We start from the raw sequence: 21629 nt of genomic DNA, 5'->3' as shown, positions 1-21629 counted from the left end.
TCGATTCGCGTCGCCTGCCGCGATGGTCAGAGTCGCTGCAGTCCCGTGAGCACCCGCTGTAGGAAGGCACCGTCCATCACGAGCGCCTGGGTATCGATCGGCGGGTGTACCCGGACTCCGTTGCATTCCACGAGGTCGGCGATCAGGACCTTGGTGACGCCGATCGGCAGGGCGATCAATGCGGCGACCTCGGCGAGAGAGCAGGGTTCCGCGCAGATCTCGGTGATCCGGCGGAGTTCCGGGCGGGCGGCGACGGCGAACGGCATCGGCTCGGCCGTCGCGGAGATCAGCGTCTCCATGCTCAGGTCGAGACCGACGGAGGTGCGCCCGCCGGTCCTGGCATACGGGCGGACCAGGGATTCCTCGAAGGTGATCGCGCCCCAGCCGTCCATTCCGGCCAGCCCGGGCGGCCAGATGGGTTCGTCGAGATCGTCGAAGGCGGCAGGCAGTCGGGCGGCGGTGCGGTCGAAGTCGATATGCATGACGTGCCCGGAGTCCCCGCTCGGCGGCGTGGGCGTCGACCTCGGCTGACCCTCGGGCGTGTCGCGTCGGCGGCGGGCGGCACCGCCGAACCGCGCGCCGGTCGTACCGATCGTCGACCGCCCCTCGTCCGCCTGGTTCGGCGGCGCGAATGCCGCGTCCTCGTCGGCCTGCGCACGGCGAATCCGTCTGCCCGACGTCGGGCCGAACCTCGCGCCCGTCAGCCCGACCATCAGGTCGTCGTCCGTCTGGTCCGATTGGTATCGCTCAGAGGTCATCGACCGTCCGTTTCTCGCCGTCTCCCCAGCCGGTCCTTCCCCGTTTTCTCGACCGGCCACTGGCAATCGAGACGGCTCGCTGATCGACGCTGATCACCTCGATCGTCCCGCGTGCGACATCTGAGACCGGAAAATAGTGAGATCCGTTTTCAGGATGCCTCGACCGGATTCTATCCGAATGAACAGTCCACGTCGCTGGTTCTTTCGGATCGCGTTTCGCCGACTGCGGTCGGGGCGACGAGAAGGAATTGCGTCCGAATGACGGCCGGAATTGCTCCATCGGGAGTATCAAGCCCATGCGGCACGTCGGGCGGCACGTCGCAACACCGTGAGGACTGCGGGCCCGACCAGCAGGATGGCCACCAGGTTCGTGATCGCTCGACCGGTGTCCCAGCCCAGCGTGGACGTGGTGAGCGTGAAGAGCAGGAAACGGTGCAGATTCTCTGCGATCGGCCCGCCGGGAACGAACGAGAGTGCGGTATCGGTGCCCGTCAGCAACGGCCAGGACCACATGTTCATCAGGAAACCGAAGACATAGGCGGCGAGTACTCCGTAACAGGCCAACATCGCGATCTCGGCCCGACCGCGCGGTCGGGCCGGCAACAGCCCGGCACCGAGACCCAACAGCGAGGAGGACAACATTTGAAACGGAAGCCACGGACCGATACCGGCGGTCAATAGCGCCGAGGCGAACAACGAGGTCGAGCCGAGCAGGAATCCGAATCCCGGACCGAATACCCGGCCGGCCAGGACCAGCAGGAAGAACACCGTCTCGATACCCGCCGTCCCCGCACCCAACGGGCGCAGACCCGCGTTGACCGCCGACAACACGCCGAGCAGGGCCAGCGCTTTCGCGTCCATCCCCGAGTCCGACAGCTCGGCGAGCACGATGGCCAGCAGCAGCGGCAGGAGGATCACGAAGACCAGCGGGGCGTCCACGGCACGGGCCGTGGGGTCGGCTGGAGGTGCGACGAACAACGGCCAGAGGAACATCGCCACCCCGGCCAGCGCGGCCAGGGTCAGCACTGCGGCCCGGCGCGGGGTGATGCGGACGACGGCCGTCCCGGCTCGCGGACGCACCGTCACCGGCCCGAGTCCTCGGCCAGCGCCCGACGCACCTGTTCGACCGTCAGCCAGCCCTGCGGTGCCAGGATCTTGGCGACCTGTGGAGCGAAGGACGGTGAGGAACTCACCACCTCGGCGGTATCGCCGTCGGCGACGACCTCGCCACCGGCCAGGACGACGACCCGGTCCGCGACGGCGGCGACGAACTCCACATCGTGGGTGGCGATCACCACCGACCGTCCCTCGGCGGCCAGCTCCGCGACGACGGCACCGAATCGCCGTTTGGCCCGGTAGTCCAGGCCCCGGGTGGGCTCGTCGAGCAGGACGACCGGCGGCGCGGTCACCAGCTGGATGGCCAGGACCAAGGCCAACCGCTGTCCCTCGGAGAGATCGCGCGGGTGCGCGGCGGGATCCGGTTCGTCGATCATCCTGATCAACAGCGACCGGCAGGTACCCGGCGGTGCCTCCGACTCCCGGTCCGCCTGCGCGCACTCGGCCGCGACCGTGTCCAGATACAGCAGGTCCGCCGCCGTCTGCGGCACCAGCCCGACAAGAGACCTGGCCTGCCGAGCAGAAACGGCGGCGGGGTCGATCCCGCCGGTGGACACCGTGCCCGCGAACCGCCGACCGGAGCCCTGCAGCGCCCACAGCAGGGAGGACTTCCCGGATCCGTTGCGGCCCATCAGCGCGGTCACCCGACCACGATGCAGATCGAGATCCACCTCGCGGACCGCCACCGTCTCGCCGTGCCGCACCACGACGCCGCGCGCACCGAGCAACGGGCTCGCCGAGTCCGGAACGGTGTCTGTCTGCGGTGTGCACCCGGCCAACCTGGTGCGCAGTTCGGGGGCGCGGCGGCGCGCATCGCGCACCGACAGCGGCAGCGGCGTCCAACCCGCCACCCTGCCCAGCTCGACCACGGGCGGCGCCAAGGTCGCTTCTGCGAGCACCTCGACGGGCGGTCCGTGCACGACTCGGCCGTCTCCGGGCAGGAAGATCATCCCGTCCGCGTACTGCACGACCCGTTCCAAGCGGTGTTCGGCGATCACCACCGTCACCCCGAGGTCGTGCACCAGTCGGGTGATCGAGGCCAGGACCTCCTCGGCGGCGGTCGGGTCCAGCGCCGAGGTCGGCTCGTCGAGGACCAACACCCGAGGGTGCGCGGTGAGCACCGAGCCGATCGCCACCCGTTGCTGCTGGCCGCCGGAGAGTGAACGCAGCGAGCGATCGCGTAACTCGGCGATGCCGAGCAGGTCCAGCGTCTCCTCGACCCGCTTGCGCATCACGTCCGCCGGGATGGCGAGTTGTTCCATCCCGTAGGCCAGCTCCGCCTCGACGGTGTCGGTCACGAATCCGGCCAACGGGTCCTGACCGACCACTCCGATCAGATCGGCCAGCTCACGGGGCGGGTTCGTCCTGGTGTCCCGGCCGGCCACGTGTACCCGGCCGCGCAGCGTGCCACCGGTGAAGTGCGGCACCAGCCCGTTGATCGCACCCAACAGCGTCGACTTCCCGGATCCGGTGTGGCCGACCACCAGGCACAGTTCGCCCTCGGCGATCTCCAGGTCGATCTCGGACAGCACCGGTCCGGTGTCGTCGTCGTAGCTGATCGACACCTGCTCGAAACGGATCACGCGGTTACCTCCGGCGGTGGGGCGAGCCAGGCGGGGGCGACCCCCGCGAGAATGCCGAGAACCGGTAGGAGCGTCGCCGTCGGCCAACTCGGCGGGCTCAGTGCGGGATGCAGACTCAGCGGGTCGAGCTCGGCGCCCACCACGAGCAGGATCACCGTGATCAGCCCGCAGATCACCACCGAGGTCTCCGGTAGCCGCCAGCGGTCCGGCCGATAGACGCTGCGCCGGATGCGACGGCCCGCCAACGCGAAACCCGAGCCGGCCAGGAGTAATCCGGTGACCGTGATCGCCGGGCCGAACACGGGTCCGGTACCGCCCAGCAGGCCGTAGACGCCGACGCAGACCCCCAACAGGCCGGCGATCACCAGACCACCGGTCCATCGGCGCGTTCTCGCCGGTGTGTCGCCGAGTCGGCCATAGCCCCGTGAATCCATGGCGGAGGCCAGGGCGAGCGATCGGTCCAGCGCGTCGGCCAGTACGGGAACGATGATCCCCCGCAACGCCCGCATCCCGCGTCCGCCGCCACCACGCAGCCTTCTGGCCCGCCGTACGCGTAGCACGCTCTCCATCAGCTGTGGCGCCACCGAGAGCGCGACGACCACCGAGGTGCTGATCTGGTACAGCGCGGCGGGCACCGCCTTGAGCATCCGTCGTGGATCGGCCAGTGAGTTCGCGGCGCCGAGACAGATCAACATGGTCGCCAGCCGGAGACCGTCGTAGAAGCCGCCGAGGACCTGCTCGGCGCTCACCGGGCCGAGGAGCCGGATCCCCGCCGCCGCCTCGGGAAGGGTGATCTCCGGCAGCGCGAACAGGATGTGCTCGCCAGCGCCGCCGCCGAAGACCACTCGCCACAACACCCGCATGATGACGACGAACACCCCGAGGTACACGTACATCCGGAAGGTCGCCGCCCACGGCGCACTCCCACGCCGCTGGACCACCACGTAGCCCGCGACCGTCAGGATCAGGCCCAGTAACAGCGGATTGGTGGTCCGACTCGCCGCCGCGGCCAGTGCCAGCGCCCATAACCACCAGGCTCCGGGATGCAGCGGGCGCGGCAGGGCGCTGCCCAGCAGACTCGCGACGCCGTTCACCCGGCCCGCCCGATCTCGATGCGGTGTTCGGCATGGTCGGAGCGTCTGGTCGGTTCGGCGGTCCGCGCTCGACCGCGCGGTGTCCTGCCCGGCCCACCCAGCATCGTTCAAGAACGCCTTTCCCGAGTGGGTCTGGGAAGAGGCGTCCGAACCGGCGGCATGCCTGCGGCGACCGGCGAGAGCCGGCGCAGACGCATGTCTGCCGATTCGGGCTCCCACCGTGGACCACGACAGTGTTTGAAGCCGCTCGTCTCCGGCGGGTGATCCGGCTCATCATGCGGACGGCGCACGATTCACGGTTGCGGGTCAGCGCCGGATTGTCACCGGCTTCCCCCGCCCGAGAGACGTATGGAGTTGTCGCCGTCGTCCACCGGCGGCAACCGGCGGGACAGGCCACCGAGCAGATTAACCCACGCTCTCGGCGATGATCCAGTATCGATCTCGAGGCGTCCGAGGTCCAGGTTGGGTGGGTGTGACATACCCACCTCGTCGACGTGCGGTGCCCCTACCGTGGGGATATGACGGGTAGCGGGTTGGGCGAGTTCCTCCGAGCGCGCCGCGCACAGCGGACTCCCCAGGACGCGGGTCTGCTGTACTCCGGGCAGCGCAAGGTGAGCGGGCTACGGCGTGAGGAGGTCGCCGTCCTCGCCGGGGTGAACGTCGACTACTACACCCGCCTGGAGCAGGGCAGGGAACGCAACCCGTCGCCGCAGGTGCTGGATGCGCTGGCCCGCGCGCTCGATCTCGGCCCGGCCGCGCGGGAGCACCTGTACCGGCTGGCGGGCTCGACGCCGCCTGCCGAATCGGCGATCGAGCCCGGCGTCGGCGTCGAGTTGCGCCAGTTGATCGACGGCTACCTCGCCACCCCGGTGTTCGTCATCAACCGCATGCTGGACGTGCTCGCCACCAATGCCCTGGCCGACGCGTTGTTCGCGCCGTTGCGTCCCGCAGGGAACCTGGCGGAGATGGTCTTCCTGCATCCGGCCGCCCGACGGTTCTACCCGCAGTGGGATCGAGCGGCCCAGGCCACGGTGGCCAACCTGCGATCGGCCTCGGGTTTCGCGCAGCACGATCCGAGATTCGAGTCGCTGATCGAGGCGCTGTCCGAGGGCAGTCCGGCGTTCCGCGAGCTGTGGGGGACCCACCAGGTCCGGGGTAAGACCCACGAGGCAAAGGACTTCCTTCATCCCGACGTGGGAGCGCTGACCCTGACCTACCAGGCGTTCGACGTGCGTGGCGCGGCGGGCCAACAGCTCGTGATCTACCACGCGGAACCCGGCAGCCGCAGTGCGGAGGCCCTGGGCATGTTGCGGGCCCTGCGGGTGGTCGAGCCGGAGTCGATCAGCGCACCGCATTCATCCGGAGTACCGATGGCGGCAGGAGACCTCGAAACGCGACTCCGTTTCGCGTAACGCCCGTGCAACCGAGGTAATCACCGTAAGTGATCGACATTGGTCACGAAGAGTGGTCGAATGGCGGTGGCGGGGCTTCACCGGCGTTCGCCAGCCGCCGCGAACACGGCCGATCGGACGGCTCGAACCCGCGACCCGAGACGACGTCAGGACAACGGTCGTCCGGGTGGCCGGGCTTACCGACGAAGGACGAGGCAGTCACATGAGGATCGCCGTCATCGGAGAGTTCCGCGCCGAGCGGGTCGTCGACTCCATCACCCGGTCGGGGCGGCACGATCTGCTGTTGCTGAGCCCCACCGACGTCACCGGCTACGTCGGAAGACGATCTCGCCACCGGCCCATCGTCGGATCAACCGAACAGGGCGAACTGGTGGACGCCTGGACCGAGGAACGCATCGAGTTGGTCGTGCCGAGTCTGTGCCCGATCGAGCAGGGTCGACTGCTGCCCACCCTGGCTGCGGCGGCCGAGCGGTGGCGCGGGTGCGGACGCCGGGCGGTCGTGCACTCGACGGCGTTCGCCGACCTGGTCACGGACCAGGCGCTGTTCCACCGGATCGCGCAGGACGAGAACTGGCCGGTTCCTCGGACCGTGATCTGCCGACGCCGAAGCGAGATCGAGGCGGCGGTCGCCAAGGTCGGCGGGTTCCCCGTCGTGGTCGAGCAGGCCACGGCGCCGCCGGACCGCAGGCGTGCGCACCTCGCCGACCGCGACGCGATCGCCGCCCTGCCCGCCACCGGGTCCCCCCTCGTCGTCCAGCACGCCTGCGGCGGTGAGGAGTTCGGCCTGGAACTGATGAGCGCGGGCGGCGTCACCGAACTGTGGCCGATCGTCTCCTTCGGCCGGGCCGACCCCAGGCATGCCGCTACCCACCGGACCGGACTGGCACCGGTGGCGCTGCCCACCTCCGTCGGCTTCGACCTCACCTACTTCATCCGCGATGTGCTGGCGAACTTCGACGTACGGGGCCCATGGCGGATCGACTTCGCCATCTGCGGAGGACGACTCCAGGTCCTTCGGGTCGACGGCGGCTTGAGCAGCCTGGCGGATCTCGGTGGTAACGCCACCGGCCTCGATCCCTACGACGCCTTCGTCGACCTGTGCCTCGGCCAGCCGTGGGCCGTGCCGCCCGCCCGCAGACTCGCGATGGAACTGCCGGTCCGGCTCGACGTCGAATCGCCGGTGTTACCGGCCGGAGTCCGGGTCCGACCGAGGTTCCCCTCGCCGACCGACCGGTGGATCGCCTCGGATGCCCAGCGTTGGCTGGTCACCGCCGAGGACCCGGTCCTGTTGGCGAAATGGCTGCGCGGTTTCCCGCCGGACGCACTCATGGCCGATTCGCCGCAACGACTGGCCTCGACGGCACTCGAGGTGAGCTCGCTGCTCACCGCATCGGGTCGTGCCAAGGGGAGCCTGACCGTGTGACCCGGCCGGTGTCCCCGCTCACCCCTGACCTCCGGCCAGCTCCTCGATGGCGTTGACGATCGCCTGATACGGGTCGCGGGCGGCGTACTCCGATCGCAACTGCCCGGCCCGCTCGGTACGGCTCGGATCCTGCAGGGTCTCCTCGACGGCCTTGCGGATATCGGACTCGTCCGGTTCGCCGGTGGCCAGGTTCACGGCCGCCCCCGACCACTCCGCGCGGGCACCGACCTCCACCTTGTCCTCGGTGGATCCGGCGAGCACCAGCGGGACGCCGTGAGACAGGGCCTGCTGGACACCGCCGAACCCGCCATTGCTGACCAGCACGTCGACGTGGGGCAGCAGCAGATCGAAGGGGATGAACTCGGCCACCCTGGCGTTTGCCGGGACGTCCGTCGGTGTGACATCGCGGCCGGTGCAGACCACCACGAGCACGTCGAGGTCGGCCAGCGCGCGCAATGTCGGTTCGATCAGCATGCCGAGGTTCGCATTGGCGAGGGTGCCCTGGGAGACCACCGCCACCCGGTCCGCCGCGACCACCTCGTCCCACCACTCGGGGAGCGTGGCCTCGATGTCCTGCTCCGGAGGCAGTGCGCCGACATAGCGCAACTGCGGCGGGAGCGGCTCGCTGCGGGGGTAGTCCAGACTCTCGATGCTGAGCTGCAGGAAGCGGTCCGGCACGCACACCAGGCCTCGGGACATCTGCGGCGGCGGTTCCGTCGCACCGGCACGCTGGAACCCCGCGACCAGCTCGCGGTACGAGCCCGCGTCCGTGAGCTCCCGGGCCTCCGCCGCCAGCCGCCGGTTGCGGTCACGTCCTTCCACCGAGGAGTCCGGCAACAAGCCGTAGCCGAAGGGCGCGTGATCGATATCGGCCAGCGGGAGCGGGACGACGCCGATCCCGACCACGCCCAAGGGCTCGATGCCTGGTGCGCCGTGCCGGATGGGCCAGACTCCGAGGAACACGGTGTCGTGCAGGATGATCGTCGGCTCCGCCCCGTCCTCGGCGAGCAGCGCCTGGATCGCCTGGTGTTGGGCGACCATCGGCCGGGCGAAGACATGTTGGGCGTCGAACTCCAGCCGCTCGGCAGGCGACCTGATCGTCTCGCGTTCGGGGAACAGCTCGTCGAACCCGGTGACGATGTCGGCCTCGGCGGGTAGCGGGCAGAACCGGGCCCCGGTCTGCTCGATGGCGGTGCGGAACAGACTTCCGGTGAGGAAGAGGACGTCGTAGCCGCGTTCGACGAGATCCCGTGCGATCCGGCGTAGCGGCATCACATGGCCATAGACCGGTATCGCGCACAACAGCACTCGGGTCACTTCAGGCTTCTCCTCACGATCACTGCCCCAGTCGGCGCTGCGTCGGTTCACCGCCCCTGCCTCTGATAGGGCGGACGCGGTCTGACGCGGCGTCTCCGGTGCAGCAGCATACGGAAGCCCACACCCTCGGTCGAGGAACCATCACCGAAAGTAGTTGTTCATGGTCGGCGCAGGCGGTCCTGTTTGATCGCGCGGATGAAATCGAGGAACCGGCGCCTGCTGATCTCGAGAGTTCCGCCGTGGCGGTGTTTCGCGTCGCGGATGCAGGTGAGACCGGGCGCCTGTGCGATCTCGACCGAGGACTCGTGCGGTGAGCCACCTGCCGACCGGCGCAGGCCCGGACCGAGATAGGTCATGGACTGCTCCCTTGGACGAGTGAAGCGGTCACCACACGGTAGCCGTATCGGTCCGATCTCGGGCTTCACGTTGGTTCGGTCGGTGGGAATCGCTCCCGATCGGGTGAGCGTTGCGAGTTCGACGCCGCTCGTGGTTCCGCGTAGTCGCGGTGTCCGCCCGATCACTGCTCTGATCGGCTCCGATTCGGGAAAGGAGATGGTCTTGCCCGCACTGCAGGGCTAGAAAGGAGGGAATGATCATTCCGGGGCTCGAATCGGAGACCCCGCCGCCCGAGCAGGTGGCGGCGTGGTGGGTGCTCGGTCTGTTGGAGACCGACCGGGTGCCCTGGTGGGCGGCGGAGTGGCTCGTCCAGGGCTGGGACGGACCGGCACTGCGGGAGTTGGCCGGTCTCGGTGCCGAGGACGCCAGGGAGATTCGCGACCTGATGCCGTCGGTCCTCCAGGAAGTGGCGGTGGCACCGTTCGCCACACAGGTCGAGGCCGCCGAGGCGTGCTTCCGCTACCTGGCCAGGTTGTGTCTCCAGGGCCTCGTCGAGGAACGGTGGGTGGCCTGGACCGTGGACCGGGTGTTGCACGCGGTGTCCTACGTCGACGAGGCCTACGCCCTGCCGTTGTCGGGAGCGTTCGGCGTCGACGAGGTCTGGGACGACGGCTTCTCCGGCTCGGCCATCGAGCTCCGCGAGCTGGTGCGTGACGCCTGTGCTGCGCAACTCGACGCCGCATCGGAGATCGGGAGTGGTTGACGTCCGATCCCGGTGCCCGCGCGGGTCGGCGTCGTTGGGCGTCAGGACATGACCTCGGGTCGGGACATCACCCGTTCGCCGCGTTGTCGGCCCGACGATCATCCGGACGGCCTAGCCGGCCACGCGATCCGGCTGCCGATATGGGGAGAAGACGGCCCCGACGGTCGACTTCCCCGTGCGTCGGGGCCGTTCCATGTCGCCAGGGCGGTCTTGGCCCGCGGGATGGCAGCAGGCGGCCGGTGATCCCGCGTTTCGATCGGGCTGCGGTGAACACTCGGTGATCGCGAATCTCGGGTGTAAGCGTGTCCGCCCGGTCGCCGTTCACGGCCGAGCGAGGCGGTAGTCGGCCTCCCGACGTGATTCCCATCTTGTTGCGATCACAACCAACCGCATCGCAGCATCGAACATATGAGCGAACCGAGGTGGCCGTCCCGCTGTCCCAGTGGGCACCACCCGTTGGGCCCCGGTGAGTTGCTCGTCGGCTGGCATCCCTGTGACTGCACACCGGACGTGCTGGGCCACCGCACCTGGACCTGTGTGCGGTGTATGGCCGCCGGTCGGCCCGACACGTGGTTCTCGCCGCCCTGCGGTGCGTGGACCCAAGGGTGAACGCTTGGCCGCGCGGGCCGGTCGGTGGCACTCCTCGGACGAGAGGCGGCCCCGGTGCCAGGGGGAGGGGCACCGGGGCCGCAAGGGGGGTACTTCTTTGTCATCGGTTCGGCAGGCCGGTAGCCGGCTCAGCTGATCGGGTGGACATCGGTCGCGATACGTTCGCGGATCGGACCAGTCGGCCGCCGAGGGTGAACTCGTCATGCGAGATCCGGCGTGGCGGACGATGATGCGGATCGTGCCGACCTCCGTCAGGCCGCGACCTCTTCCCCGGCCCCGTCCCGCAGCAGTCGGCAGGCACGAAACCCGCCCGTCTCGGTCGATGCGGAGTCGGTCGAGCCGGCGGACTTTCGCCCGTTCGCCTGCGGTGAATACTCCATTCGGCCGAAAAACAGGTAGCACATCCGGGTGTAACTCGACCACTGGCTCCGAATGCGTACCAAGCTGATGGTCGGCTTTCAACCGTTTCTCATGGAGGTGATCACATGGACGTCGGTGGACCGTCCGTACAGTCTGGGGTATCGACCCATGACTTAGTTCCGGTGGGCGTACCTCATCGAACCGACAACGCTGCGAGCGCAGACAGATCTCCGCCGGACTCGGACCGGCCCGTGTCGTCCTCCATCGGGAGGCTTCCCTCTGTCGTATCCGCGAACCCGTCGGTCGCCCCGGGGTTCGCCCGCTCTCCCGGAGTCCCCATGTACGCCTGGTTCGTGCGCTCCGTCCGCGCTGGAGATACCCATCTCGCCGAAGAGGACTGGGACGGATACAACCCCGTCGATCCGGTCTGTGAATCGACGGTCGCTTTCTCACCGCTCAATCGTGAGCCCATCGAAGTCTGCTATTTCGACGAACAGCGTTGCCCGCGCTGCCTGGAGGTGACCCGGTCGCGACCGAGAGCGCGGCTGGCGTCGGTGCGGTGAACCTCGGGCCGTCGGCCGGGCCGTCTCGCCCGGCCAGCGTGCCCGCCCGACTCCTGCTCTTCGAGATCCCGTATTCACGCAGCCGTCCGACGCACTCGACGCCTGTCATGGTCGTCCGTCCGAGCTCGGCACTCGTGGCGAGATGACGGCCATCGGACCGTCGCGTCCGTGGCCGCCTGCGTATCGGCGGCGCTGAGCGCGCCCGCCTTCGGCGAGGGTCTCCTCGACGGGGCGGCCCGACGGCACCCGGCGTCCGCCCCGGCCTCGATGCCGTATCGCCCTCGTACGGCCGAGCCCCCACCCACGTCATCGCCGTCGCGGTCCGCGCCGAATGGCCGGCCTGCCGTCGCGTCCGCCCATCCCGACCGACCCGACGATCTCCGAAACGGTCCGACGGACCTCCCGGTCGGTGCCCGGCGCGGCATGGAGATCGGCTACCGTTCTTCCAGGTCGCGAGTCGGCCTCGCATGTCGGTCGAACGGCTCTGATGTCGGTCTGCGGTGGTCGCCCGCCTGGCCGTTTCCTCCTCGCCGTCTCGCGTGGCGAGAGAACACGACATCGCCGCGAAGCGGCGGCCCGTGCCGGGAGACCGATGGGGACGGGGACCGGCGCGTTCGGCGACAGCACGGGCCGACTCGGACAAACGAGTCTCAACAGCATGGCGCCTGCTGTGGTGTCGCAGCACGCCGTCGGACCAGTGAACAGCACAGCCGAGAAGGAGACCGAGGGTGACCGATCAGCATGCCTCCGCGCGCGAGCAGCGACAGATCGTGGGTCGCTATGTCGTGTTGGAGGAGATCGGCCGAGGTGGGATGGGCGTGGTCTGGCGGGCCGAGGACACGGTGATCGGCCGCCGCGTCGCGGTGAAGGAACTTCGGTTACCCGAGGGTGTTCCGCAGCAGGAGCGCAGCGTTCTGGAGGAACGGGTGCTGCGCGAGGCGCGGTCGGCAGGCCGACTCAACGACCCGTCCGTGGTCACCGTCTTCGACGTCGTCTCCGAGGATGAGACGACCTACATCGTGATGGAACTGGTCGAAGCGCCGACGCTGTCCGACCTGGTGCGGGCGCACGGCCCGCTTCCCGCGCCGCAGGTCGCCGACCTGGGCCGCAGGCTGCTGCACGCGCTGCACACCGCGCACTCGGCGGGGATCGTGCATCGGGATGTCAAGCCGAGCAACATCATGGTCTTCCCGGACGGACGGGCCAAGCTCACCGACTTCGGTATCGCCCAGGCTGCCGACGACCCCCGGCTGACCAGCACCGGCCTGTTGGTCGGCTCCGCCACCTACATGGCCCCCGAACGGATCAGCGACAACGCCGCCACCCCGGCCTCGGACCTGTGGGCGCTGGGCGCGACGCTCTTCTATGCGGTCGAGGGTCGGGCGCCGTTCGAGCGGCCGTCGACGGCCGCGACACTGCACGCGATCATGAACGAGGTGCCCTATCTGACCCGCTGTCAGGGGCCGCTGGCCTCGGTGATCAGCGGCCTGATGATCTCCGCGCCCTCGGCCAGGATCTCCTCGGAGCAGGCGGGCACGCTGTTGGACGCGGCCGCAGCCAGACCGGAGCTGTCCACCGGTCAGCCGTCGACGGCGAGCCATACCCACGCGCACCAGTCGGTGACCAGCCCGATGGGCGGCCCGGCGACCAGCCATCTCGTCGGGCAGGCGTCTGGGCAGCCGACCGGTGCCACGACGTTCAAGAAGATCGTGATCGGCAGCACGGTGGTCCTGCTCATCGCGGGACTCGCCTTCGGCGGTGGATTCCTGACCCACCGGTTGGTGTCCTCGGATGACACGGTGGCCCGACCCGAGGCCTGGGCCAGGACGGTGACCTATGGAACCCCGGACGGCGATCTGCCGGAATCCCCCAACCTGACCGGTTTCTCCATCGACGTGGGCAGCTGCGGGAACGGCGATCTGACTGCGGGTCCCCGGGATTTCACCGAGGGCTCCGCGCTGGTCTGCGAGAGCGACCACGATTTCGAGGTCTTCCGGCGGGTTCGGCCCTTTGATCTCGCCGATGGCGTCGAGTATCCCGGACAGGAACCGCTGACCTCGTATATCGGGGCCGTCTGCGGGATCAACTTCTCCTCGCATCTGATCGAGAAGCCGGAGAGCGAGGAGGAACAGCTGGCCTTCACGGTCATCGTGCCCACCGCCGCCGAATGGTCGAGCGATCCGGAGGAGGAGGACACCGACTCCAATCTCGGCTACTGCGTCCTGCACCGGGCCGACGGGCGTTCGTTGGACCGTTCGATGATCCACGTGCCCGAGGAGTGAGAGACACCGGACTGGGCGATCGTGATCCGGCGGGAGCGGGTCCACCGGGGGCATGATGTGACCACGCCCGCGTTTCGCGATCGAGCCCGGCTCGACGCCCGACCCTCGGAGGTTCTTCGGTGACCGGCAACGAGCCAGCTCAGCCAGCGGGAACTGCGGCCGACCGGGCGGAACAGCAGCGCGAGGTCGTCGAGTCGGCCGTACCGTCCACTGCCGAGGCGGGCGAGGTCCTGCCTGTGGAGGCGGGCGCGGCGCTGCCCGAGGAGGCAGGCGAGGCCGACGTCGTCGAGCAGCGTGCCGACGTGCTGGCCGACGAGGAGGCCGAGCGCGACTGACCCGCGCCGATCTCGATCGTGATGTCATCAGCGGTTCGAACTGCGGACGGAAGCGGTCAGCCGCCCAGCAGTTCGTGGAGGCGCGTCGCCGAGGTCGCGTGCCGGTCCATCTCGGCCCAGGGATCGCCCTTCGCGGCGATCCGACGCGGCAGGTTGCCGAGATGGAAGCCCGCAGGCTGGGCCCTGGAGAGTTCCTTCGCCGTGATCGGTGCCGCCGCCGGGGCTCCCGCCCGTGCCCGCAGCGAGTAGGGCGCGATCACCGTCTGAGCATGGCCGTTGCGATTGACGTCGAGCAGTACTCGTCCGCCGCGCTTGTCCCGGCGTTGCTCCACGGTGAATCGGGGTTCCGCCGCCGCGAGATCGCTGGCCATCCGGCGGGCCGAGGCCAAAACGTCGTCCACGTGACAGTCCGGGATCAGCGGTGCCACCACGTGGAAGCCCTTGCCGCCGGTCGTCTGGAGGAACGGGGTCAGGCCGAGTTCGTCGAAGCGCTCGGCGACCGCCCGCACCAGCGGGCGAAGCTCGCGGGTGCCGACGCCGGGCGGTGGGTCCAGGTCCACCACGAAACGGTCCGGGTATTCGGGGCGGTCGGCCGGACAGAGCCGGATGTGCAGTTCCAGGCTCGCCAGATTGGCCAGGTAGACCAGGGTGGACTCGTCCTCGCACACCACATGGTTCGTCGACCCGCCCCTGCGGCGGTGCGCGACTGACACCGTGTGCACCCACGAGGGCAGCCTGCCGCCCGCGTCCTTCTGGAAGAACCCGGCCGACTCGATGCCGTCGGGGTAGCGGCGCATGGTCAGCAGCCGTCCGTGCAGCTGCGGCAACAGCACATCGGCGACCGACCGGTAGTAGTCGATCACCTGACGCTTGTTGATCTCGGCGCGGTCCTCGGTGGCGGGATAGAGCACCTTCGCCGGATTGGACAGCGTCAGCACCCGGTGGTCGATCTCGACCTGCTCATGGGCTGCCATCCGACGCTCCCCTCGACGATTCGGCGGCTGATCGCCCGGCTCAGACGGATCGGCCGCCCGCGCCGGGGCTGGCCTGGCCGGTGAGCACTGATTCGGTGCTGGTCAACGCGGGGTGGGCCCGGCGATCGGTGCCGACTCCGCGTGCCTTGACCAGCAACCAGGGCTCCTGACGGCCGGAGGTCGGTGTCTTGGTCAACGCGAACGGGCCGGTGAGTCGAGTGCCGTGCAACCAGAACCCGATGTGGCCGCGCTCCAGTGCCTCCTCGATCGAGACCGGTTCGTCGTGGCGGTCGTGGGAGATGTTCTGGTACGTGCCGATGTCCCAGACGACCACCCGTCCAGCGCCGTATTCACCGCCGGGGATGACGCCTTCGAAGCGCGCGTAGTCCAAGGGATGGTCCTCGGTGCGCACGGCCAGCCGCTTCTCGCTGGGATCCTGCGACGGCCCTCGGGGGACCGCCCAGGAGACCAGCACGCCGCCGATCTCCAGCCGGAGATCGAAGTGCAGGCGTCGCGAGTCGTGTCGCTGGATCACGAAGGTCTGCTTCTCGCGTGGCGTGCCGCCCGTCGGCTCGCCCGACACCTCGGGACGCCGCTTGCTTCGATAGGCGGTCAGCTGGTCGCGCTGGGACATCTCGGCTCTCCGTCCTCGCTCGGGCTCGCTCTCCTCGGTCAGGGAATGGCCAGTGCCTCGATCACCAGGCCGATGTCGTCCTCGGGCATGGCCTCGGCCGCCGAGGCGAGCGAGACCATGCCGATCAGCCGAGGTCCGTCCAGCACGGGGAGCCTGCGCAGCCGGTTGTCGATCATGATGTTGATCAGTCCCTCGGCCGAGTCGTCCGGCAGGATGCTGATCGGCTCGCCTCCCCGTAGTTCCCCGATGTTCGTTTCCTCGGCGTCGAGCTCGCCTGCGAGAACGTGTCGGGCGATCTGGCGTTCGCTCAGCATGGCCAGCAGACTGCCTTCCGAGTCGCAGATCGGCATCGAGTCGACCCCGAGTTCCTGCATGCGGTGTGCGGCCGCCCGGAGGTTGTCCTCGGCACTCAGCAGAGCTGGATCGGGCGTCATGATGTGTCGTGCGGCCGTCATCGACGTCTCCTCCGTTCGCCGGTGTGGCAGCGGGGGTGGATACCGACGAGGGTTACCTCGATCGGGGAAATGCCAAACCCGATAGGGTTCTGACCAGCGGTTATTCAGGCCGGGATCGAGTCGACGGCCCGAGTCCAGGTGCGATGGGCGGCGATCGCGCCCGCGAAGGCGGTGAGGAAGCGGGTCGGGGGCACGTCGGGGGAGGACCCGCTGGTGAGCACGCCCTGGTCCGAGACGAGGTCCTCGCCGGGTTCGGCGAATCGGAAACCCGCCAGCGGGGCGGCCCGCAGGACCTCGACGCCCGCGCCCACGGCCGCGACGGCCTTGGCGTGTTTGACGGCTTCCGCGACGAAGTGCACGGCCAGCCCGTCGGCACGCAGGTTCGCCGCCGACTCCTCCCCGTCGGCGACCAGCACAGCGTCGTAGAGCACCGACGACATGGTGGGCATGGCCCGGTCGGCGCTCGCCTGTCCGCCGCCCACCGCGCGCAGCGGACCCGCGTGGGGCGCCAGTACCTCGACCAGCAGCCCGAACTCGGACAGTGCCGAGGTCAGCGAACGCAGCGATTCACCGTGCACCCCGTCGGCCGCCAGCACGGCGACGCTGCGGCCTCGGACGATGTCGGTGACGGTGCCCTCCTGGCTCAACGCCGGTGACGTGCGGGAGTGCGTGGTCGGTGCCGGCCCGGACGGCACCGTGACGCCGATGCCCGGCGCTACCCGTTCGGCCAGCTCCCGGGAGATGTGATCCAGATGCGCGACGACTCGTTCGCGGATCTCGAGCCGGTCGACCTTGCCCAACTCGAAATGGAAGGCCGCGACGATGTGCTCGCGTTCCCACTCCGCCATGCTGTTCCAGAACAACGTCGCCTGGCTGTGGTGGTCGGCGAAACTCCCACTGCGGCTGCGGATCTTATGGCCGTCGACCCGCTCCTGATAATGGGTGTACCCGCCCTCGCTCGCGCTGGAGACCATCGGGTAGCCCGCGTCGATGCTGTTCTTGTGGTACGGGGCGCGCCCGAGATGAATACATTGCTGTGCATAGCCGTCCCGCTGGTTGTCGTGCACCGGGACGATCGGGCGGTTCACCGGTAGCTGACTGAAGTTCGGGCCGCCCAGTCGGATCAACTGGGTGTCCAGATAGGAGAAGTTGCGAGCCTGCAACAACGGATCATTGGTGAAATCGATGCCGGGCACCAGATTGGCCGTGTGGAAGGCGACCTGCTCGGTCTCGGCGAAGAAGTTCTGCGGATTCCGGGTCAACACCATTCGCCCGACCGGCTGTACCGGGACGAGTTCCTCGGGAATGAGTTTGGTCGCGTCCAGGAGATCGAAGTCGAAGGCGAACTCGTCGGACTCCGAGACGAGTTGCACACCGAGTTCCCATTCCGGATAGTCGCCCGAAGCGATCGCGTTCCAGAGGTCGCGGCGCAGGAAATCAGGATCCTTTCCAGCGATTCGCTGGCATTCATCCCAGATCAGGGAATGGGTGCCGAGCCTCGGCGTCCAGTGGAACTTCACGAAGGTGCCCACCCCGGAGGCATCGACCAGACGGAAGGTGTGGACCCCGAATCCCTGCATCATGCGGAAGCTGCGTGGCAGTGCCCGGTCGGACATCAGCCACATCGCCATGTGCAGCGATTCGGGCTGCATGCCGACGAAGTCCCAGAACGTGTCGTGCGCCGAGGCCGCCTGCGGCATCTCGTTGTCCGGCTCCGGTTTCACCGCGTGCACGAAGTCCGGGAACTTGATGCCGTCCTGGATGAAGAACACCGGCATGTTGTTGCCGACCAGGTCGTAGTTGCCCTGACGGGTGTAGAACTTGGTGGCGAACCCTCGGACATCGCGGACGGTGTCCGCCGAGCCCCGCGAGCCGGCCACCGTGGAGAACCGGACGAACACCGGGGTGCGCCGCGCCGGGTCCCGGAGGAACTCGGCGACCGTGTACTGGGCTAGGACGTCGTTGTAGGGCTGGAAGTAGCCGTAGGCGCCGGACCCCCTGGCATGCACGACCCGCTCGGGGATGCGTTCGTGATCGAAGTGCGTGAGCTTCTCTCGGGCATGGAAGTCCTCCAGCAGGGTCGGACCTCGTTCACCGGCCCGCAGCGAGTCGTCGGTGTGCTCGACCCGCAGCCCCTGCGCCGTGGTGAGCCTGCTCCCGGCCGGGTCCACCCGTGCCGAGGCGAGATCCTGATCCTTCTCGTCCCCGCCATGGGTCTGCTCGCCCGGTCCCGAGGTGTTCGCCATGCCGTTCCTCCTGGTCTCCGCCTGCAGGTGTGCCTGCCTCGGATACCCGAAGATCGGGGTCGGTGAACTAGGTCGACCGGGCGACGATCGATCAGGGCCTGCGCCCCACCACGGCGTAGGCGCCGGACTGCTCGGGGCGAACCTCGCCGGGCTCGTCGTCGGGTTGCCATGCGGCGCTGAAGACCACGCCCGGCGGCAGGATCTCGAATCCATCCATCATCGCGGTGACCTGCTCGCGGCTGCGCATGGTCGCGGGGTTGGCGCTGTGCTTGTACTGGTCGGCCAGCGCGGCGACCTCCGGGACGCCATCGGTGGTGCCGTGGGAGATCACCAGCAGGCTGCCGGGCGCCAGGACGTCCCGATAGGACCGGACCAGGCCTGCGGGATCATCGGCGTCCGGGACGAAGTGCAGCAGCGCGACCATCAGGACCGCGACCGGCTGATCGAAGTCGAGGTGTGCGCGTAGATCCGCGTTGTCGAGTAGCGCCTCGGGCTCGCGGGCATCGGCCAGTACCGCCGTCGCCTTGGGATTGGACTCGAGAAGTTGGCGACTGTGGGCGATAGCGACCGGTTCATAGTCGACGTACACGACCGTGGCGTCGGGGTCGATGCGTTGTGCGACCTCGTGGACGTTGCCGACGGTCGGGATCCCCGAACCGATGTCCAGGAATTGACGGACGCCCTGCTGAAGACAGAACTGCACGGCCCTGCGAAGGAAGGATCGATTGGCGGTCGCCACCAGACGGGCCCCGGGGAAGCGTTCCAGCGCGCGGTCGGCGAACTCCCGGTCGACGGCGAAATTGGCGCTGCCGCCGAGGACGTAGTCGTAGATCCGAGCCGCACTCGGCTTGGTGATATCGACTCCGTCCGGGCGCTCCGGTGTCTCGGCCATGTGCCCTCCATTCGCCGCCTGCCACTTGAAGTGACAAGTACCTCAAACGAGTGAGTGACCTTACCCCGTCAAGATGATCAAGACGGGGAGCCTGTGAGCGTTCGGTAATAGAGAGTGGTGGCCGGCCATGCTTCCGGCTGGGGTAGGTTCGCCCGGTGTTGGCCGACCGTATCGCCGCAAGTCTCGTCTCGATTCCGGACTTCCCCACCCCGGGAGTCCTGTTTCGCGACCTCGCAGGGATCTACGCCGACCCCGAACTCTTCGGAGCCTCGGTGGCGGAGTTGTCGCAACGATTCACCGGACGGTTCGACGCGGTTCTCGCGGTCGAGGCCCGCGGATTCGTGCTGGGCGCGGCGCTGGCCCGGCACGAGGCGCGCCCGCTGATCCTGGCGCGCAAACCAGGGAAGCTGCCCGGCGAGGTGCTGGAGGAGAGCTACTCGCTCGAGTACGGGACCAACACGTTGCAGATCGGACGCCAGGCCGTGTTCCCCGGCACCAGGGTGCTGGTGGTCGACGATCTTCTCGCGACGGGCGGAACCTTCGCCGCCGCCGCGCGACTCGTCTCGGCGGCGGGCGGAACGGTGGCCGGCATGGCCGCCCTGGTGAGTCTGGCGGGCCTCGGCGCCGAACGAACGCTCGGCGGCCATGACGTCGTCTCCCTCTGCGAGGTCCCCGCCGCGGGGTCCTGACCGCCGCGCGCCCACGGGCGGCACCGGCGTCGACCTCGTTGTCGAGGCAGCTCGGCAGCCCGCGCCGCGATTCCGGCGCCGCTCAGCCGACGGCGACCTGCTCCATGCGCAGCAGGCTGTTCTGCATCGACTTGAGGTTGCGCCGGGGGAGTCCGGCGATCTCGTAGAACTTCGCTGCCTTGACCCCGGACCAGTCGAAGGTCTCCGTGACCTCGGTGCGGTCGTCGTCGATCGCCTTGAACTCCCACCGCCAGATGTGCTTGCCGGGGTGGCGCCACGCGATCAGCGAGCCCTCCTCGAACTCCACCACCTGGTTGGTGATCTTGTAAGGCACGCCCATGCGCATCTCCATCCCGAACCGGGAACCCAGCTCCAGCCGCTTGGTCTGGTTCTCCCGGACGCCCCGTACCGTTCCGGACCCGTCGACCAACGGGTGTTTGGCGGGGTCTGCGACCAAGTCGAACAGTCGCGCCGCCGGCGCGGAGATGGTGCGGGTCGCGCTGATCTGACGATCTGCCATCGTGCCTCCAGAGTCGATGTTCTACTGCTTGATACCCGAACTCGACTCACGTCGGCCAGTGAAGATCAGCACACCGACCGTGGCCAGCGGCTATCCGAGGCCGCTATCGCGATGTCGGCGAGTCGTCCTCGGCTGCCGGGCCTGCCGACTCGGCGTCCTCGGGCCTGCCCCGCCGCGCCCAGAAGGTCGCGACCAGCGCCCCGGAGATGTTGTGCCACACCGAGAACAGGGCTGCGGGCAGCGCGGCCAGCGGGGTGAAGTGCACGGTCGCCAGGCTCGCCGCCAGGCCCGAGTTCTGCATCCCGACCTCGACGCTGACCGCACGTCGCGCCGATTCGCTCATCCCCGCGACCCTGGCGGCCAGATAGCCGAGCAGCAGGCCCGCCGAGTTGTGCAGCACGACCGCGAGCATGACCAGCGATCCGCTGCCCAGGACCGCGTCCGCGTTGGCTCCCACCACGGCCGCGACGACGAGGACGATCCCGGTCACCGACACCAGCGGCAGCAGCGGCAGAACCCGCTCCACGAACCGGCTCGCCACGAGCCGGACGATCAGACCGGCCAGGACCGGGACCAGGACGACCTGGACGATCGACAGCAACAGGGCTCCCGCGTCCACCGGCAGCGCCGAGCCTGCCAGCCACAGCACCAGCAGCGGGGTCAACAGCGGCGAGAGCAGCGTCGAGATCGAGGTCATCGTCACCGACAGCGCCACATCACCCTTGGCGAGGTAGACGATGACGTTCGACGCGGTGCCGCCCGGTGCGGCGCCCACCAGCACCATCCCGACCATCAGGGCGGGCGGCAGCCCGAGCAGCGTGCCGATCAGCCACGCCATCAGCGGCATGACGAGGAACTGGGCGACCACGCCGACGATCACCGCGTAAGGACGACGCAGCACCAGCGCGAAGTCCTGCCCGCGCAGCGTCAAGCCCATCCCGAACATGATCGCGCCGAGCAACACCGGGACCCACGGGGACAGCGTTGCCATCGGGCCAGGCGCCAGCAGCCCCACGACGGCGCCCAACAGCACCAGCAGCGCGAACCATCGACCCACCGCCGAGGCGAGGCGAACGATAGGCGATGCTCCGGTCATGGGTCCTCCAGTCGAAGCGTGGCGCGGTCGGCGATCCACGATGGTCGCCGATCCACCCTGGGATGACGCTGGGGAAGGCTACCCCGAGATCACGCCTGATCAGCCGCGCCTCGGGTGCGCGATCGGCCACAGGACAGCGCCCCGGCGCGGGTGGCCGGGCGCTGATATCCGA

Annotated in this window: 19 protein-coding genes and 1 riboswitch; of the genes, 6 read left to right on the top strand and 13 right to left on the bottom strand. The window is 68.8% G+C overall.

The annotated features are described in order from the left end of the window. Positions 1 to 26 precede the first annotated feature (26 nt). From BKA25_RS14985 to BKA25_RS27885, 4 genes are all read right to left on the bottom strand, one after another. Positions 27 to 758 carry a DUF742 domain-containing protein gene (locus BKA25_RS14985; protein ID WP_084642930.1) on the bottom strand — a complete coding sequence of 244 codons (732 nt, stop codon included), beginning with the start codon at positions 756 to 758 and terminating at the stop codon, positions 27 to 29. Positions 759 to 1046: 288 nt separating this feature from the next. After that, a complete protein-coding gene (locus BKA25_RS14980; RefSeq protein ID WP_069848952.1) occupies positions 1047 to 1844 on the bottom strand; it encodes an ECF transporter S component in 798 nt (265 codons plus the stop codon). Next, the gene (locus tag BKA25_RS14975) at positions 1841 to 3457 is read right to left on the bottom strand and encodes an ABC transporter ATP-binding protein (RefSeq protein WP_069848954.1); all 1617 of its coding nucleotides are present in this window, start codon (positions 3455 to 3457) and stop codon (positions 1841 to 1843) included. Before BKA25_RS14975 ends, BKA25_RS14980 begins: the two co-directional genes overlap by 4 nt. After that, positions 3454 to 4551 (bottom strand): CbiQ family ECF transporter T component, encoded by a 1098-nt coding sequence (locus BKA25_RS27885; protein ID WP_069848956.1) that lies wholly within the window; start codon positions 4549 to 4551, stop codon positions 3454 to 3456. Before BKA25_RS27885 ends, BKA25_RS14975 begins: the two co-directional genes overlap by 4 nt. A 238-nt stretch (positions 4552 to 4789) precedes the next feature. Next, positions 4790 to 4941: riboswitch (cobalamin riboswitch) on the bottom strand. Positions 4942 to 5069: 128 nt separating this feature from the next. Here BKA25_RS27885 and BKA25_RS14965 point away from each other — a divergent pair. Beyond that, on the top strand, positions 5070 to 5963 hold the full coding sequence (locus BKA25_RS14965) for a helix-turn-helix transcriptional regulator (RefSeq protein ID WP_084642932.1): 894 nt from the start codon (positions 5070 to 5072) through the stop codon (positions 5961 to 5963). 202 nt (positions 5964 to 6165) lie between these two features. Further along, entirely contained in the window at positions 6166 to 7386 is a 1221-nt protein-coding gene (locus tag BKA25_RS14960; RefSeq protein ID WP_157421046.1) for an ATP-grasp domain-containing protein, read from the top strand. Between the two features lie 18 nt (positions 7387 to 7404). Here BKA25_RS14960 and BKA25_RS28415 read toward each other — a convergent pair whose 3' ends face one another. Both BKA25_RS28415 and BKA25_RS14950 read right to left on the bottom strand, forming a co-directional pair. Beyond that, positions 7405 to 8703: a glycosyltransferase gene (locus tag BKA25_RS28415; protein ID WP_084642933.1), complete on the bottom strand. Its 1299-nt coding sequence runs from the start codon at positions 8701 to 8703 to the stop codon at positions 7405 to 7407. Between the two features lie 158 nt (positions 8704 to 8861). Continuing rightward, positions 8862 to 9059: a DUF397 domain-containing protein gene (locus BKA25_RS14950; protein WP_069848959.1), complete on the bottom strand. Its 198-nt coding sequence runs from the start codon at positions 9057 to 9059 to the stop codon at positions 8862 to 8864. A 233-nt stretch (positions 9060 to 9292) separates the two neighbouring features. Here BKA25_RS14950 and BKA25_RS14945 point away from each other — a divergent pair, with 233 nt between their 5' ends. From BKA25_RS14945 to BKA25_RS14935, 3 genes are all read left to right on the top strand, one after another. Then, positions 9293 to 9802, top strand: coding sequence for a hypothetical protein (locus BKA25_RS14945; protein ID WP_069848963.1), 510 nt, complete (start codon positions 9293 to 9295; stop codon positions 9800 to 9802). Between the two features lie 2260 nt (positions 9803 to 12062). Further along, positions 12063 to 13616: a serine/threonine-protein kinase gene (locus BKA25_RS14940; protein WP_069848965.1), complete on the top strand. Its 1554-nt coding sequence runs from the start codon at positions 12063 to 12065 to the stop codon at positions 13614 to 13616. 119 nt (positions 13617 to 13735) lie between these two features. After that, complete coding sequence (locus BKA25_RS14935; RefSeq protein ID WP_069848967.1) at positions 13736 to 13951, top strand: hypothetical protein; 216 nt, start codon at positions 13736 to 13738, stop codon at positions 13949 to 13951. A 56-nt stretch (positions 13952 to 14007) separates the two neighbouring features. Here the strand turns inward: BKA25_RS14935 and ligD are convergent, their stop codons facing one another. The 5 genes from ligD to BKA25_RS14910 form a co-directional block, all read right to left on the bottom strand. Further along, the gene (gene ligD / locus BKA25_RS14930; RefSeq protein WP_069848969.1) at positions 14008 to 14925 is read right to left on the bottom strand and encodes a non-homologous end-joining DNA ligase; all 918 of its coding nucleotides are present in this window, start codon (positions 14923 to 14925) and stop codon (positions 14008 to 14010) included. A gap of 40 nt (positions 14926 to 14965) precedes the next feature. Continuing rightward, positions 14966 to 15559, bottom strand: a complete 594-nt coding sequence (locus BKA25_RS14925) for a DNA polymerase ligase N-terminal domain-containing protein (protein WP_069848970.1) — start codon at positions 15557 to 15559, stop codon at positions 14966 to 14968. A gap of 38 nt (positions 15560 to 15597) precedes the next feature. Next, positions 15598 to 16014 (bottom strand): CBS domain-containing protein, encoded by a 417-nt coding sequence (locus tag BKA25_RS14920; protein ID WP_069848972.1) that lies wholly within the window; start codon positions 16012 to 16014, stop codon positions 15598 to 15600. Positions 16015 to 16118: 104 nt separating this feature from the next. Then, positions 16119 to 18260, bottom strand: coding sequence for a catalase (locus BKA25_RS14915; protein ID WP_069848974.1), 2142 nt, complete (start codon positions 18258 to 18260; stop codon positions 16119 to 16121). A gap of 91 nt (positions 18261 to 18351) precedes the next feature. Beyond that, the gene (locus BKA25_RS14910; RefSeq protein ID WP_069848976.1) at positions 18352 to 19152 is read right to left on the bottom strand and encodes an SAM-dependent methyltransferase; all 801 of its coding nucleotides are present in this window, start codon (positions 19150 to 19152) and stop codon (positions 18352 to 18354) included. A gap of 155 nt (positions 19153 to 19307) precedes the next feature. Here BKA25_RS14910 and BKA25_RS14905 point away from each other — a divergent pair, with 155 nt between their 5' ends. Then, a complete protein-coding gene (locus tag BKA25_RS14905; RefSeq protein WP_069848978.1) occupies positions 19308 to 19841 on the top strand; it encodes an adenine phosphoribosyltransferase in 534 nt (177 codons plus the stop codon). An 82-nt stretch (positions 19842 to 19923) separates the two neighbouring features. Here the strand turns inward: BKA25_RS14905 and BKA25_RS14900 are convergent, their stop codons facing one another. Further along, on the bottom strand, positions 19924 to 20361 hold the full coding sequence (locus BKA25_RS14900; protein WP_069848980.1) for an SRPBCC family protein: 438 nt from the start codon (positions 20359 to 20361) through the stop codon (positions 19924 to 19926). Between the two features lie 103 nt (positions 20362 to 20464). Continuing rightward, a complete protein-coding gene (locus tag BKA25_RS14895; protein WP_069848981.1) occupies positions 20465 to 21457 on the bottom strand; it encodes a bile acid:sodium symporter family protein in 993 nt (330 codons plus the stop codon). Positions 21458 to 21629: the final 172 nt, after the last annotated feature.

The organism is Actinoalloteichus hymeniacidonis (assembly GCF_014203365.1).
Classification (GTDB): Bacteria; Actinomycetota; Actinomycetes; order Mycobacteriales; family Pseudonocardiaceae; genus Actinoalloteichus_A; species Actinoalloteichus_A hymeniacidonis.
Note: the sequence above shows the minus strand (reverse complement) of the source record. Positions and strands in the feature narration are given on the sequence as shown.